Raw genomic sequence first — 13,702 nt, 5'->3', positions numbered from 1 at the left:
CGCCTTTGATTTTAACGGAATGCCTAGCGGCGGCGGCGCTGTGTCAGCACCATGCCGGCAAGGATGAGCAGGATGCCAAGCGCGCTTGCCCAGATTTTTGGCGGGTGATCGCTGAAAAGATCGAGCACGACGCCCGATACCATCTGGCCGCTGATGACGAGAAGGGCGGTGTTGACCGCGCCGATGCGGGGAATGAGCCAGCTTCCCGAAGCGATGAAAACGACGCCGATCGGGCCGCCGATAAAGGCAAGCCAGGGCGCGTCGGCAGCGCCCGGCGGAATGAGGCCGCCGACGATGAGGCCGATGACGGTCAGCACCGCGAAACCGACGATGTGGTTCCAGAAGGAGGCGATCAGCGGTGAGTTGGACAGGCTGAGGCGGCCGTTGATCTGCCGGCTCAGCGCCACGAAGACGCCGCCGGCAAAGGCCATGGCGATCCAGACGATCATGCCGCTCTCCCGACAAGAATGATCAATGCGCTGCCGCAGAGAATGAGGGCCACCGCTGCCATGTCCTGCACGTCCGGCCGCCGTTTTGGCAGGCCGAAGAGGCCGAAAAGATCGGCCAGAAGACTGAAGATCACCTGTCCGCCAAGACCGAGCGCAATGGTGCCGGAAAGCGCCAGAGGCGAATTGACGGCCGTGGAGGTGAGGATGACGATGGCGGCACCCACGACCCCGCCGCAATAGGCCCAGAGCGGGGCCTTCGGTTTTGCCGGTGCCGCGGTGTCTTTTTTTGGGCGCATGATGGCGAGATAGATCAACGCCGCCACCGTGCCGGTTCCATGCGCCGTCCAGGAGGAAAACAGCGCATTGCCATAATGGGCAAGCTGACCGTTGAAATGTACCATCAATGTCAAAAGGCAGCCGCTCGCAAAGGCGGCGGCGAGATGCAGCGGGTTCAGGCGGAGATGCGTCGTTTCTGTCATGGCGGGCCGGATTTCGTTTACGCTGCGAAGCGTTATCGCATCGGCGCCGGAATCGAAATCGAATTCTCCGCGTTTGCCGAAATCATGCGGGGACGTCAGCGCTTGTCGGCGGCTGTCTCGACGCGGACAGGGCTTGCATCCGTCATCACTTCGGCGAAGAATTCGGTGACCAAGGTGGAAACGCCTTGCGGATTTTCCCAGTGCGGATTGTGGCCATGGCCCGGCAAGGTTACGGTTTGCGCCAGGGGGAAAGCCTCGAAGAGTTGCTGGCGATGGGAATCATCGAACAGAGGGTCTTCAGAACCGGCGAGGCAAAGCACGGGCGCATTTATTTTCGACGCGCTGTAATGCAGATCAGTTTCCGCAAAAGCTTTCAGAACGCCATGCCAGGTCGTGGCCGCCATATTTGCCGCGTCGCGTTTCATTCGGAACAGGAATTCCTCGTCGACCGGTCGACTGCAGGAATACCAGTCATGCAGGAAACCGCCCGCCGGTTTGATCGGATCGCGTAGCGCCAGAATATCCCTGGCAAGTTTGCTTTCGGTGCCGAAATCGGGCTCCAGCGTCCCTGAGATGAGCGCAAGCCCTCGAACGGAAGAGGACCGCCGGGCCGCCAGTTCGATTGCCGTCATGGCACCCATGGAATGGCCAAGCACAAAGAACCGCGAGACGCCCATAAGCGTCAGGAAGCGGTCAATCGTTTCAGCGAAGTCTGTGACATGAAAACCGTGTCCTACGGAGGATGCGCCATGACCGGGCAGGTCAGGAGCAATCAGCCGATATTCCTTGAGATAAGGTTCGATAACGGAAAAGCTGCGGCTGGTGTCGGAAAAACCGTGGAGCATCAGCAGCACCGGCCCCGGACCGCCAGTGTCCATAAAGGCCATTTGGCGCTTGCGTGGCAATTCGACAAAACGTTTGCGCTTTTCCCAATTGTCCAAAGACGGAGTTGTCATAGGCCGAGCGCCGCCTTGACCGCCGCAAGACCATTCTGGCCATCCAGTGCGGAGACGTCCTTCAACCATGTTCCAAGCCGGCTTGGCTCGGCCTTGATCGCCTGTGCCGCCGCATCTTCCGGTGACAGGCCGCCATTCATGATGAGATCCATGCCCTTATTTTCGAATTCCACATCGAATTCAAGGTTCTGGAGCAGTTTTGCGACGTTCGGGCATTCCTGCAGGTAGCCTCGACGGACTTGGGTATCGACGGTGGCCGCGCCGAAATCGGGTCCATAAAATTTATCGCCGCCCGTCAGATATTTGATGTCGAATTTGGCGTTCATGGGATGCGGCGCCCATCCCTGGAAGACGATGAACGTCTTGTTGCGGTTAAAGCGCGCGACCTGGGAAAGCATGCCCTGTTCGCTGGATTCGACGACTTCCCAGTCCTTCAGCCCAAGCGCCGGATCGTTGACAGCGTCCAGCATCAGCTGGTTCGAGCCGGGTTCGATGCCATAGAGTTTTCTGTCGAACTTGTCGGCGAATTTCTGAAGGTCGGAAAAGTCCTTCACGCCGGCCTCCCAGACGTAGGTCGGTACGGCGAAGGTGTATTTGGCGCCCACGAGGTTGGTCCGGACCTTTTCGACCGAGCCATCCTCCTTATAGGGCTTGTAGTAGTTCACCATCGCCGGGTCCCAGTAGCCCATGAAGACGTCCAGGTCCTTGCTCTTCAGGCTGGTGTAGATGACGTCGATCCCGAGCAGCTGGCTCTGCGGTTCATAGTGCAGCGCTTTCAGAAGCGTCGTCGCGATGCCGGTTGTGAATGCGAGGTCGTTCCAGCCCGGTTCTGCCATTCTGACGATCTTGCACGCTTCCGCATCGGCAGCGAAGGCGGCGCTTCCTCCCACCATGACAAATGCTGCTGCTGAAACAACTCCCACCCATTTTCCCATCAGGCAGCCTTTTATCTTACTGGTTACTAAATTGACCCATGGGACAATAATTGATCTTTCGGGAAAGTTTGTCAATGTGTCTCTGCAAGGAGACTGAAATGCGACTCACTAAAATAAGCGATATTCGTCGGGCTGAGCTGAGACGTGCGGCATTCGAAGTGTTGCAGAGAGAGGGTATGGCCGGGGCAACGCTCGAAAGAGTGGCCGCGCAGGCGGGCGCCTCCAAAGGCATCGTGCTGCATTATTTTGCGAGCAAGCAGGAACTGTTCGAGCACGCGATGCGTGAAGCCAACGTCAAGCTGGCGGAGGTTGTCGTGGCGCGCCTCAATCGTGCCGCCAGCCCCAGGGAGAGATTGGACGCAATCATCGAGGGTAATTTCGATGAGAGCTTCTTCCAGCCATCCATCTGTCATGCCTGGCTTTCGCTATGCGCGGAGGTTCCGCGTGAGCCGCAGCTTGCGCGGATCCAGAAGGTGATCCATGCGCGCATGCGCTCTAATCTGCTCTCTGCATTGCGGCATCTTGTGCCGAAGGCGGACTGTGAACCCATTGCACTGGGCATTACCACATTGATCGACGGGCTATGGCTGCGGTCGGGGCTGCAATCGGGAGGTCTGTCGAGGGAAGAGGCGATGGCGCAAATGCGCGACTACCTGTCACACCGATTGCCAAATCCGGATGCTGCCACCTGATGTATTTGGGCCGGTGACGACAGCGGTGAACCATGGAACCAGGTTCGTCCTGCCGCATTATTCCATCATGAAGAAAACGACCCGCAAACCATTGAACAGGATGACGATTTTCGTCATTTCGATTTTCATTCTCGCCGCCGTGATCGCGGCCGTCTATCTCGTCGGCTTCACGCCCGGCGAGGTGTGAGCCGGACGTTCATCTGCCGGCCTGAACAGCTTTGGGCTTGCCGCGTTCCACAGCCACTTTCGCCTTTGCCACCAGGAAGCGCAGGCCGCGCAGCAGAAACCGGCTGGTTTCCAGATAGGCACGATAGGGCAGAACGGTGAAGTACCGCCAGCGCGGCAGGCGGTAGATACGCAGATTGTTCTGGATCTGGCTTTCACCATCCGCGTCCTGTGTGGCGCAGAGCGGATAGATGAAAGCCGCCTTCAGGCCGGAGAGATATTCCAGATCAAAGGCGATGTCGTAGGCGAGCCGCATGGGAATGAGTTTCGATATCCATTTTCCGGCGCGGCGGTTGACGAGATAGGCGCCCGATCCTTTTTCACGGGTGAGCGCCACTGCGAGCGATCTGCCATTGGACAGGGGGCGGAATGCAAATTTGCGGCCGTTGCTGACCGTCGTCAGCCGCAGGATATCCCAGTCGCTGCCGTTTAGAACCGCTTCATCGATGGCATCAAGAAAATCATCCTCGAAGACCACGTCGTCCTCAAGGATGAGTGCGATATCGGCATCACCTGTCATGAATTTATTGGCGCAGGTGACATGGCTGAGGTAACAGCCGATTTCCGGCGGCGAGGTGCGGCGGCCATGCATGAGCATATAGGAAATTTCGCTGAATTCCGGGATCGGATATTGCAGCTCCCGGCCATTGACGCCGGCAACGCGCTCCGCCTTCAGCCCCATCGCATCGAGGCGGGCGTTCATGTCGGTCAGACGCTTTGTGGCGCTGTCCATGTTGATCAGGAAAATGGCCAGCTTGCGCTGGCTTTTCGGCAATATGTGCAAAGCAGTCCCGTCCCGGTTTTCAGTTCGCCTTTGCAACTCCTTTATTGCAATGGCGTGACATCGGCTATGGGAAAAGCGGTCTTCAGGCACTCATCGTTGTCGGATCAAACCTTTTCCACAAATCCATCCAGCACGCGCTTTTCACCGGCACGGTCGAAGTTGATCGTCAATTTGTTGCCTTCGATAGCGGAAATATTGCCATTGCCGAATTTGAGATGGAAAACACGGTCGCCGACAAAGAACTTCGAGGGCTTGTCGGCCACGGATTTCGCCACCAGTTCGCCGTCGATGGTGCGGGTGCGCGGGCCGCTTTCGCCGTAACCGATGCGTTCCACCGCATGGCCGGAGCGTGTGCCCCAATTGTCGCGGGTAGCATCGCTGCGGTTCTGCTGGGCGCGTTTCCAGCCGGGGGTGGAGTAGTTGTTGGTGAAGGGATCGGCCTTGTCGAAACGGGACTGGCCGTAACCGCCGCGCCCGCCATAACCGCCATAATTGCTGTCGGAAGCCGCAACATCCACATGGGCGGGCGGCAGTTCATCGAGGAAACGCGAGGGCAGGGTGGATTGCCACAGCCCATGAATGCGCCGGTTGGAGACGAACCAGATATGGCAAAGCTTCTTGGCGCGGGTGATGCCGACATAAGCCAGACGACGTTCTTCCTCCAGACCGGAGCGACCGCCTTCGTCCAGCGCCCGCTGATGCGGAAACAGGCCTTCTTCCCAGCCGGGCAGGAAGACGGTGTCGAATTCCAGACCTTTGGCGGAATGCAGCGTCATGATGGACACCGCATCAAGCTCGGCATTCTGTTCGGCATCCATGACGAGCGCGACGTGTTCCAGAAATCCGCGCATGCTTTCGAAGGATTCCATCGAGCGGATGAGTTCCTTGAGGTTCTCAAGCCGTCCGGGCGCTTCGGCCGTCTTGTCGGCCTGCCACATGGCGGTATAGCCGCTTTCGTCGAGAATTTGCTCGGCGAGCGTGGTGTGTTCGGTGTTTTCCAACAGGCCCTGCCAGCGGCGGAAATCCTGCACCACGTCGAACAACGCCTTGCGGGCCTTGGGCTTCAGCTCATCGGTCTCGATGATGTCGGCGGCTGCCGCGAGCATCGGAATGTCGCGGGCGCGGGCATAGTCATGCAGGTTACGGATCGTGGTATCGCCAAGGCCGCGCTTCGGCGTATTGACGATCCGCTCGAAGGCGAGATCGTCGGCCGGTTGGCAGACCAGCCGGAAATAGGCCATGGCATCGCGGATTTCGAGGCGCTCATAAAAGCGTGGGCCGCCTATGACGCGGTAATTGAGGCCAAGCGTCACGAAGCGGTCTTCGAATTCGCGCATCTGGAAGGAAGCGCGAACGAGGATGGCCATGTCGTTCAGCTTGTGGTCCTTGCGCTGGAGTTGCTCGATTTCCTCTCCGACCGCGCGGGCCTCTTCTTCCGAATCCCAGGCGGCGTGCACCACTACCTTCTCGTCGTCCGGACTGCTGCGTTCGGTAAACAACGTCTTGCCGAGACGGCCCTCGTTGTGGGCGATCAGATGGCCGGCTGCGCCGAGAATATGCTCGGTGGAACGGTAGTTGCGCTCTAGCTTGATGACCTTGGCGCCGGGGAAATCCTTGTCGAAGCGCAGGATATTGTCCACTTCCGCGCCGCGCCAGCCATAGATCGACTGGTCGTCGTCACCGACGCAGCAGACATTCTGCGGCTCGTCCTTGGCGCGCTGGGCAAGCAGCCGCAGCCACATATATTGCGCCGTGTTGGTGTCCTGATATTCGTCCACCAGAATATAACGGAACTTCTGGTGATACTCTTTCAGAATATCCGTGTGGCGGCGGAAGATGCTGATCGGGTGCAGCAAGAGATCGCCGAAATCGCAGGCGTTCAGCGTTTTCAGCCGGGCCTGATAGGCGGCGTAAAGTTCGCGGCCCTTGCCGTTGGCGAAAGCGCGGCTGTCGCCCTCGGGAATGTCCGGTGGTGTCAGCCCCTTGTTCTTCCAGCCGTCGATCATGCCGGCAAACTGTTTTGCCGGCCAGCGCTTGTCGTCCAACCCTTCGGCCTGAATGAGCTGCTTGATCAGCCGCACCACATCATCCGTATCGAGAATGGTAAAATCCGACTTCAGGCCGATGAGCTCGGCATGGCGGCGCAGAAGCTTGACGCCGATGGAGTGGAATGTGCCGAGCCACGGCATGCCCTCGACAGCGCCGCCGACGAGGACGCCGATACGTTCCTTCATCTCGCGGGCCGCCTTGTTGGTGAAGGTCACGGCAAGGATCTGGCTCGGATAGGCGCGGCCGGTGGCGAGAATATGGGCGATGCGGGTCGTCAGAACGCGGGTCTTGCCGGTGCCGGCGCCGGCAAGAACGAGAACCGGTCCGTCAAGCGTTTCCACGGCCTCGCGCTGTTCCGGGTTGAGGCCGGAAAGATAATCGTGTGCCGGCCGCGCCTGGTCGCGCGCCGCCATGGCGCGGGCGGCAATGCCAAGCCCGCCGCCGTTTTCCGAAGGGGCAGAGTTGGTTGCCCTGCGCGGTGCCACGGGTTCTTCATCGAAGAACGGCATATCGTCGAAACTGTTGCTCATGCGGCCCAATGTAGTGATTCGGGATATAAAGGCCAGAACCGTGTTCTGCTTTTATTCCGGTAACGTCAGTCAAAACGCCTATTCCAAGGCATTTTTTTGGGTTCACGCCTGCCTGTCGGCATCAAAAGCGGTATCCACCGGTACTTGCAGCGCCACTGCGAGCTGATTGGTCTTGGCGGCGAGCGCGATCACCCGCATCAGATCGGCATGCTGTTCATTCGTCATGCCCTTGGCTTTTGCCGCCGCCGTGTGGGAATGAGCGCAATAAGAGCAGCCATTGGTCACCGACACCGCAATATAGAGCATCTCTTTGACCAGTGGATCGAGCGCCGAGGGTGTCGCCATCACCGCCTTCACCTCCGCCCAGGTCTTTTCCAGGAGATCGGGGTCGAAGGCGAGGTAAAGCCACATATTGTTGATGAAATCCGATTTGCGGGTGGCGCGGATGTCATCGAACACCGCTTTTACGCGCGGATCGGCTTCGGGATTTTGTGTTTTCGTGACGGTGCTCATGGCTTCCTCCGGCTCGTTTCCTGCCGGCAGATTACCGCGCTTCGGAATATTTGCGATAAAAATGGCCTTCTTCGTGCGTCCGACGAGAATTCATCACAAATTACAATTACGTAAGAAACGTATTTGTGCGTTGCCTCGTTTCAGACGAGCGGGAATACTGTTCATGCCCGGAAGCCTGCGCTTCAGGGGCTCTTTTATGCTGTGATGATTAACCGGAGAACTATATGCGGGTCTGGAAACAGGTGGGTGTCAGTCTGGCCGTGGTGGGGACAGGGCTCTGTCTCTGGGGTTTTTATTCGCCTGACGCCCGCAATGTGCTTGCCAGCATCGGGATAGGCAAGGTGCCGGCAGGTGCGATCGAAGTCGCGGCGGCTGGTCCGTCCGCGGGTCAGAACGCCGGTGGCAACCGCCGCAATGGCAACGCCACCCTTGTTGTGACGGCTCCGGTGAAAAAAGGCATCGTCAATGACCGGCTGAACGCCATCGGCAACGGTCAGGCGATCCAGTCGGTTGTGGTCATGCCGCAGGTCTCCGGCACGCTTTCGGAAATCCGCACGGCTGCCGGCGCGCGCGTCGTGAAGGGACAGGTACTTGCCCGGCTCGATGACGAAGAGCAGGTGATCGAGCGCGACAAGGCGCAGGTCGCGCTGCGCAGCGCCATTGAAAAATCCAGTTCCTACAAGAACCTGAAATCTTTCTCCCGCCTTGACGTGATGGATGCGCAGATCGCCGAAGAGGCCGCCAAGCTGGCGCTCAGCACGGCCGAACTGAATTTGAAGCGGCGCGATATCGTCGCCCCCATCGAAGGCGTGGCCGGTATCGTCGCTGCCAATGTCGGCGACAACGTCACCACGCAATCGACCATCGTCAGCATCGATGATCGTTCTGAAATTCTCGTCAATTTCTGGGCGCCTGAGCGTTTCGCAACCGCGATAAAGGTCGGCATGCCGGTGGAAGCGACATCCATTTCCCGCCCCGGCGAGACATTTACCGGCGAGATCGAGGCCGTCGACAACCGTGTCGACGAGGCCAGCCGCACCATCCGCATCCGGGCGAAGTTCGGCAACGAGAAGGACGAGCTGAGGGCCGGCATGTCCTTCGGCGTCACCATGCGTTTTGCCGGCGAGGCCTATACCTCGGTCGATCCGCTCGCCGTGCAATGGGATGCGGAAGGCTCCTATGTCTGGCGTGTCACCGACAATAAATCGAACAAGGTGCGGGTGCAGATCGTGCAGCGCAACCCGGATGCCGTTCTCGTGAAGGCCGAGCTGGCCGAGGGCGAGCCTGTCGTGATCGAGGGTCTGCAGCGCGTCAGAGAAGGTGGTGCTGTTCGTGTCGGCAATCAGACGAAGCCCGAGGAGGTCGCCAGCCAATGACGCAACCGTCTTCCGGTCAGGATTCCAAACTCGCCTTTACCGCGCTCTTCGTGCGCAGGCCTATTCTGGCGGCGGTTCTCAACACGCTGCTGGTCGTCGCCGGCCTTGCGGCGCTGGTTGGCGTCGAAGTGCGCGAATTGCCCGATGTCGACCGTCCGTCGATCAGCGTCAGGACCACCTATGAGGGGGCGGCGCCGGAGACGATTGACCAGGAAGTAACGCAGACCATCGAAGGCGCCGTGGCGCGTGTCAGCGGCATCAAATCCATCGCTTCCAGCTCGCAGTTCGGAACCAGCCGCGTGACGATGGAGTTCAGCGACAATGTCGACATGGCCGTTGCCGCCAATGACGTGCGCGACGCCATCGGCCGCGTCACCAACCAGCTGCCTGACGATGCAGACGAACCGCAGATCATCAAGGCGGATTCCGACAGCCAGCCGATCATGCGCCTTGCCGTCACATCCTCCACGCTCAGCATGGAAGATCTGACCAAGCTGGTGGATGACGAGATCATCGACCGTCTGGCCGCTGTCGATGGTGTGGCGGATGTGGAGCTTTACGGCGATCAGGAAAAGATTTTTCGCGTCGATCTCAATCAGGCTGCTCTCGCTAGTCGCGGGCTAACCGTCACCGATGTTTCCGATGCGCTTGCCAGCGCCGCACTCGACGTGCCGGCGGGATCGCTGAAAAGCACGACGCAGGACATTGTCGTACGCGCTACGGCCAGTCTGACAAAGCCGGCGGATTTTTCCAACCTTCTCATCAAGGACAATATCCGCCTGCGGGATGTGGCGACCGTCATGCTCGGCGCTGACGATCAATCCACCTCGCTGCGCTCGAATGGGGTGCAGGGCGTCGGTCTCGGTGTCATCCGTCAGGCGCAGTCCAACACGCTCAATATTTCAACGGGTGTGAAGGCAGCCGTTGAAGCCATGTCCGCCAATCTGCCTGAGGGCACACGTATCGTCGTCACCAGCGATGACGCCGTCTTCATCCAAGGTGCGCTGCACGAGGTCGAACTGGCGCTCGGGCTCTCCGCGCTCATCGTGGTCGTTGTGCTCTATCTCTTTTTCCGCGACTGGCGGGCGACCCTCATTCCGGCGATCACCATGCCGGTGGCGCTGATCGGCACCATCGTCGCCATCTATATGGTCGGCTTCTCGGTCAATATCCTGACGCTGCTTGCCATCGTTCTGGCGACGGGTCTCGTTGTCGATGACGCCATCGTGGTGCTGGAAAACATCGTGCGCCGCCGGGCGGAAGGCATGGGACCGCGCGCCGCCGCCGTTCTCGGCACGCAGGAAGTGTTCTTCGCCGTCATCGCAACGACGGCGACGCTTGCCGCCGTGTTCATTCCGCTGTCGTTCCTGCCGGGCCAGCTTGGCGGCCTGTTCCGTGAATTCGGCTTCGTGCTGGCCTTCGCCGTCGGCCTGTCGTCAATAACGGCGCTGACGCTGTGCCCGATGCTGGCCTCGCGCATGCTGAAACAGGGGCTGAAGGAACCGACGGGGCCGCTCGTGTGGTTCGGCAATGTCTTTGCCTCCACCTACAAGACGACGCTTGCCGCCTGCCTCAACAATCCGCTGATCGTCATAGTTGTTGCGCTGATCTTCTCGGGCCTGTCCTGGATCGCCTTCGGCATGATCCAGAACGAGCTGACGCCGCGCGAGGACCGCGCCTCGGTCATGATGCGGGTCACCGCGCCGCAGGGCGTCAGCCTTGAATATACGCGTGACCAGTTGCAACGGATCGAGGAAAATCTGCAGCCGCTGCGCGATAGTGGCGAAATCCGCAATGTCTATTCCATCACCGGCATGAACGGTTCTTCCAATACCGGCTTCATGGTGCTGACGCTCGCACCTTGGGCGGATCGCGAACGCACCCAGAACCAGATCGCCGCGGACGTCACCTCCGCTGCCAACAAGGTTCCGGCTTTGCGCGGCAATGCCATGCAGCCGAACAGTCTGCGCATTCGCGGCGCCGGCAACGGCCTGCAGATGGCGATGGTCGGCAGCAACTATCCGGCGCTCACAGAGGCGACGCAGAAACTGCTGCTTTCCATGGAGGAAAGCGGCCTGTTCGATACGCCGCGTTTGGACAACGAGCCCAATCAGGCCCAACTTTCCGTCTCCATCGACCGCGAGCGCGCCTCCGATCTGGGCATCGACATCACCGGTCTCTCGCGTTCGATGCAGTCGCTGCTGGAAGGTCGCTCGATCGTTGATGTCTTCGTGGATGGCGATGCGATACCGGTCAGGCTCCTGTCTTCCACCCGGCCGATCAACGATCCGACCGATCTGGAAAATGTCTTCCTGAAAACGGGTGACGGTAAGATCGTACCGATGTCGGTCATCGCCACGCTCAAGGAAAATGCGGTTGCGCCGCAGTTGAACCGCGAACAGCAGCTTCCTTCCGTCGGCTTCACGGCCAACCTGAAAGACGGTGTGTCGCTCGGTCAGGCCATGGAGAAGGTGAACGAACTGGCGCAATCCGTGATGCCATCAGGTGCGCGTCTGCTGCCGCTGGGGGAGGCCGCGACGCTGGAGGAAAATTCGAGCGGCATGTTGCTGACCTTCGGTTTCGCCATCGCCATCATCTTCCTTGTGCTGGCCGCGCAGTTCGAAAGCGTGCTGAGTTCGGTCATCATCATGTCGACGGTGCCGCTCGGCCTCGCCTGCGCCGTCATCGCGCTGCTGGTGACGGGCTCGAGCCTCAACGTCTACAGCCAGATCGGGCTTGTGCTGCTTGTCGGCGTCATGGCCAAAAACGGCATTCTCATTGTTGAGTTCGCCAATCATCTGCGCGATCAGGGCGCGACCGTGCGGGAGGCGATTGAAGAGGCCACCAGTATGCGCCTGCGCCCCGTCATGATGACGATGATCGCCACCATTCTCGGCGGCGTGCCGCTGGTGCTGGCGCAAGGGGCTGGTGCGGAAGCGCGCATCGCACTCGGCTGGGTCATTGTCGGCGGTCTCGGTTTTGCGACGCTGGTGACGCTTTACATCACCCCGGTGTCTTACCTGCTGATTGCCCGCTTCGCCAAACCGCAGGCGGATGAGGAAATTCGCCTTCACCGCGAACTCGAACTTGCCGCCCGCCGCAAGGCGCTGGAGGAAGACAAGCCGTTGCTCGCAGCGGAATAGGGTGGGTGCCAAACCGCATCCGGTGCAATTGCGATGCTGGACAAAGCGTTAACCTTATCCCATACCACCTGACGAAATTTCGTAACGGATCGAATCCGTTACGGGCAGATGTTGCGGTGGAGATAGACGATGGCGCTGAAGGATGTGGTGGCGGGCAAGCGGAACGAAGAGGGCATCGCCTCGGTGCTTGCGGTGCTGAAGCAGCAGCTTGGCGACAAGCTCCAGACGGGCCAGGCGTTTCGGGAGCAGCATGGCCATACCACCACCTACCTGACCCTGCAGGCGCCCGATGGCGTCGTTTTTGCCGAAAGCGCCGATGATGTGAAGGCCGTGGTAAAGGCCTGCGCGCAATACAAGGTGCCAGTCATTCCCTTCGGCACAGGGTCTTCGCTGGAAGGGCAGGTCAACGCGCCCAATGGTGGAATATGCATCGATTTCAGCCGGATGAATCGCATCATTGAGGTGAATGCCGAAGATCTTGACGTGACGGTGGAGCCGGGCGTCACGCGCGAGGACCTTAATGTCTATCTGCGCGATACCGGCCTGTTCTTTCCGATCGATCCCGGCGCCAATGCCTCGATTGGCGGCATGGCCTCGACGCGCGCTTCCGGCACCAATGCCGTGCGTTACGGCACGATGAAGGACAATGTTCTGGCCGTCACCGCTGTCGTCGCCAATGGTGAGGAAATCCGCACGGCCCGCCGCGCCCGCAAGTCCTCCGCCGGTTACGACCTGACGCGGCTTTTTGTGGGGGCCGAAGGCACGCTCGGCGTCATCACCTCGGTCACGCTACGGCTGCAGGGCATTCCGGAAAAGATCACCGGCGGGGTCTGCACCTTCGACAGTATCAAGGCGGCCTGCGATGCCGTCATCATGACGATCCAGATGGGCGTTCCGGTTGCCCGCATCGAATTGCTTGATGAGGTGCAGGTGCGCGCCTGCAACGCCTATTCCGGCCTGAACTATACGGAGAAGCCGACGCTCTTCGTGGAGTTCCACGGCACCGAGGAGACGGCGGCGCTGCAATCGCAGCAGTTCGCCGAGATCGCGGCCGAATGCGGCAGCGTCGATTTCCGCTGGACGGGCGATGCGGCGGAGCGCAACAAGCTGTGGAAGGCACGCCACGACGCCTATTGGGCGTCGCGGGCGCTGGCACCACATCTCGACGGGCTTTCCACCGATGTCTGCGTTCCGATTTCACGGCTGGCCGATTGCGTGGTGGAGACGCAGCGGGATATTGCCGAGAATGGCTTTCTGGCGCCGATCGTCGGCCATGCCGGCGACGGGAACTTCCATGTGCTTATTCTGTTTGATGGCAAGGATGCCGAGAGTGTTGCGAAGACGGAGGCCTTTGTCGCCCGCCTTAATCGCCGCGCCTTAGCCATGGATGGCACGTGCACGGGCGAACATGGCATTGGCCAGGGCAAGATGAGTTTTCTTGCCGAAGAGGCAGGAAATGCACTGGATCTCATGCGCGCCATCAAAACGTCGCTCGACCCCGATGACATCTTCAATCCGGGCAAATTGTTTCGGCTTGTCTGATCGTTCTTATATTTGATTGGTACAAAAGG

The 13,702-nt window shown here is 59.8% G+C and carries 11 protein-coding genes; 4 read left to right on the top strand and 7 right to left on the bottom strand.

Going from position 1 to position 13,702, the window contains the following annotated elements:
• Positions 1–23: 23 nt before the first annotated feature.
• The 4 genes from NYR50_RS08805 to choX all read right to left on the bottom strand — a co-directional run bounded on the left by NYR50_RS08805 (position 24) and on the right by choX (position 2,819).
• Positions 24–449, bottom strand: a complete 426-nt coding sequence (locus tag NYR50_RS08805) for a DMT family transporter (protein ID WP_080807927.1) — start codon at positions 447–449, stop codon at positions 24–26.
• Complete coding sequence (locus tag NYR50_RS08800) at positions 446–928, bottom strand: DMT family transporter (RefSeq protein ID WP_418135668.1); 483 nt, start codon at positions 926–928, stop codon at positions 446–448. The genes NYR50_RS08805 and NYR50_RS08800 overlap by 4 nt, the downstream gene beginning before the upstream one ends.
• A gap of 95 nt (positions 929–1,023) precedes the next feature.
• Entirely contained in the window at positions 1,024–1,884 is an 861-nt protein-coding gene (locus NYR50_RS08795) for an alpha/beta fold hydrolase (RefSeq protein WP_418135667.1), read from the bottom strand.
• The gene (gene choX, locus NYR50_RS08790; RefSeq protein ID WP_418135666.1) at positions 1,881–2,819 is read right to left on the bottom strand and encodes a choline ABC transporter substrate-binding protein; all 939 of its coding nucleotides are present in this window, start codon (positions 2,817–2,819) and stop codon (positions 1,881–1,883) included. The genes NYR50_RS08795 and choX overlap by 4 nt, the downstream gene beginning before the upstream one ends.
• Before the next feature lie 98 nt (positions 2,820–2,917).
• Between choX and betI the strand changes: the two genes are divergently transcribed.
• A complete protein-coding gene (gene betI / locus NYR50_RS08785) occupies positions 2,918–3,511 on the top strand; it encodes a choline-responsive transcriptional repressor BetI (protein WP_418135665.1) in 594 nt (197 codons plus the stop codon).
• A 196-nt stretch (positions 3,512–3,707) separates the two neighbouring features.
• Here betI and NYR50_RS08780 read toward each other — a convergent pair whose 3' ends face one another.
• From NYR50_RS08780 to NYR50_RS08770, 3 genes are all read right to left on the bottom strand, one after another.
• Positions 3,708–4,520, bottom strand: a complete 813-nt coding sequence (locus tag NYR50_RS08780) for a glycosyltransferase family 25 protein (protein WP_418135664.1) — start codon at positions 4,518–4,520, stop codon at positions 3,708–3,710.
• 104 nt (positions 4,521–4,624) lie between these two features.
• Positions 4,625–7,099, bottom strand: coding sequence for an ATP-dependent helicase (locus NYR50_RS08775; RefSeq protein WP_418135663.1), 2,475 nt, complete (start codon positions 7,097–7,099; stop codon positions 4,625–4,627).
• Positions 7,100–7,201: 102 nt separating this feature from the next.
• Positions 7,202–7,612 (bottom strand): carboxymuconolactone decarboxylase family protein, encoded by a 411-nt coding sequence (locus NYR50_RS08770; RefSeq protein ID WP_010972025.1) that lies wholly within the window; start codon positions 7,610–7,612, stop codon positions 7,202–7,204.
• A 224-nt stretch (positions 7,613–7,836) separates the two neighbouring features.
• On the opposite strand from NYR50_RS08770, the gene NYR50_RS08765 reads away from it, so the two are divergent.
• The 3 genes from NYR50_RS08765 (at position 7,837) to NYR50_RS08755 (ending at position 13,673) form a co-directional block, all read left to right on the top strand.
• Positions 7,837–8,988 (top strand): efflux RND transporter periplasmic adaptor subunit, encoded by a 1,152-nt coding sequence (locus tag NYR50_RS08765; protein WP_418135662.1) that lies wholly within the window; start codon positions 7,837–7,839, stop codon positions 8,986–8,988.
• On the top strand, positions 8,985–12,131 hold the full coding sequence (locus NYR50_RS08760) for an efflux RND transporter permease subunit (RefSeq protein ID WP_418135661.1): 3,147 nt from the start codon (positions 8,985–8,987) through the stop codon (positions 12,129–12,131). The genes NYR50_RS08765 and NYR50_RS08760 overlap by 4 nt, the downstream gene beginning before the upstream one ends.
• 129 nt (positions 12,132–12,260) lie before the next feature.
• Positions 12,261–13,673, top strand: coding sequence for an FAD-binding oxidoreductase (locus NYR50_RS08755; protein ID WP_418135660.1), 1,413 nt, complete (start codon positions 12,261–12,263; stop codon positions 13,671–13,673).
• Positions 13,674–13,702: the final 29 nt, after the last annotated feature.

This window comes from Agrobacterium sp. El2ro-1b, assembly GCF_048298475.1.
Taxonomy (GTDB): domain Bacteria; phylum Pseudomonadota; class Alphaproteobacteria; order Rhizobiales; family Rhizobiaceae; genus Agrobacterium; species Agrobacterium fabrum.
This window is presented reverse-complemented; position numbering and strand designations above follow the sequence as displayed.

Bases quoted from the DNA above. Each gene is read 5' to 3' on its own strand.
- NYR50_RS08805 (WP_080807927.1), bottom strand. From the start codon at position 449: ATGATCGTCTGGATCGCCATGGCCTTTGCCGGCGGCGTCTTCGTGGCG.
- NYR50_RS08800 (WP_418135668.1), bottom strand. From the start codon at position 928: ATGACAGAAACGACGCATCTCCGCCTGAACCCGCTGCATCTCGCCGCC.
- NYR50_RS08795 (WP_418135667.1), bottom strand. From the start codon at position 1,884: ATGACAACTCCGTCTTTGGACAATTGGGAAAAGCGCAAACGTTTTGTC.
- choX (WP_418135666.1), bottom strand. From the start codon at position 2,819: ATGGGAAAATGGGTGGGAGTTGTTTCAGCAGCAGCATTTGTCATGGTG.
- betI (WP_418135665.1), top strand. From the start codon at position 2,918: ATGCGACTCACTAAAATAAGCGATATTCGTCGGGCTGAGCTGAGACGT.
- NYR50_RS08775 (WP_418135663.1), bottom strand. From the start codon at position 7,099: ATGAGCAACAGTTTCGACGATATGCCGTTCTTCGATGAAGAACCCGTG.
- NYR50_RS08770 (WP_010972025.1), bottom strand. From the start codon at position 7,612: ATGAGCACCGTCACGAAAACACAAAATCCCGAAGCCGATCCGCGCGTA.
- NYR50_RS08765 (WP_418135662.1), top strand. From the start codon at position 7,837: ATGCGGGTCTGGAAACAGGTGGGTGTCAGTCTGGCCGTGGTGGGGACA.
- NYR50_RS08760 (WP_418135661.1), top strand. From the start codon at position 8,985: ATGACGCAACCGTCTTCCGGTCAGGATTCCAAACTCGCCTTTACCGCG.
- NYR50_RS08755 (WP_418135660.1), top strand. From the start codon at position 12,261: ATGGCGCTGAAGGATGTGGTGGCGGGCAAGCGGAACGAAGAGGGCATC.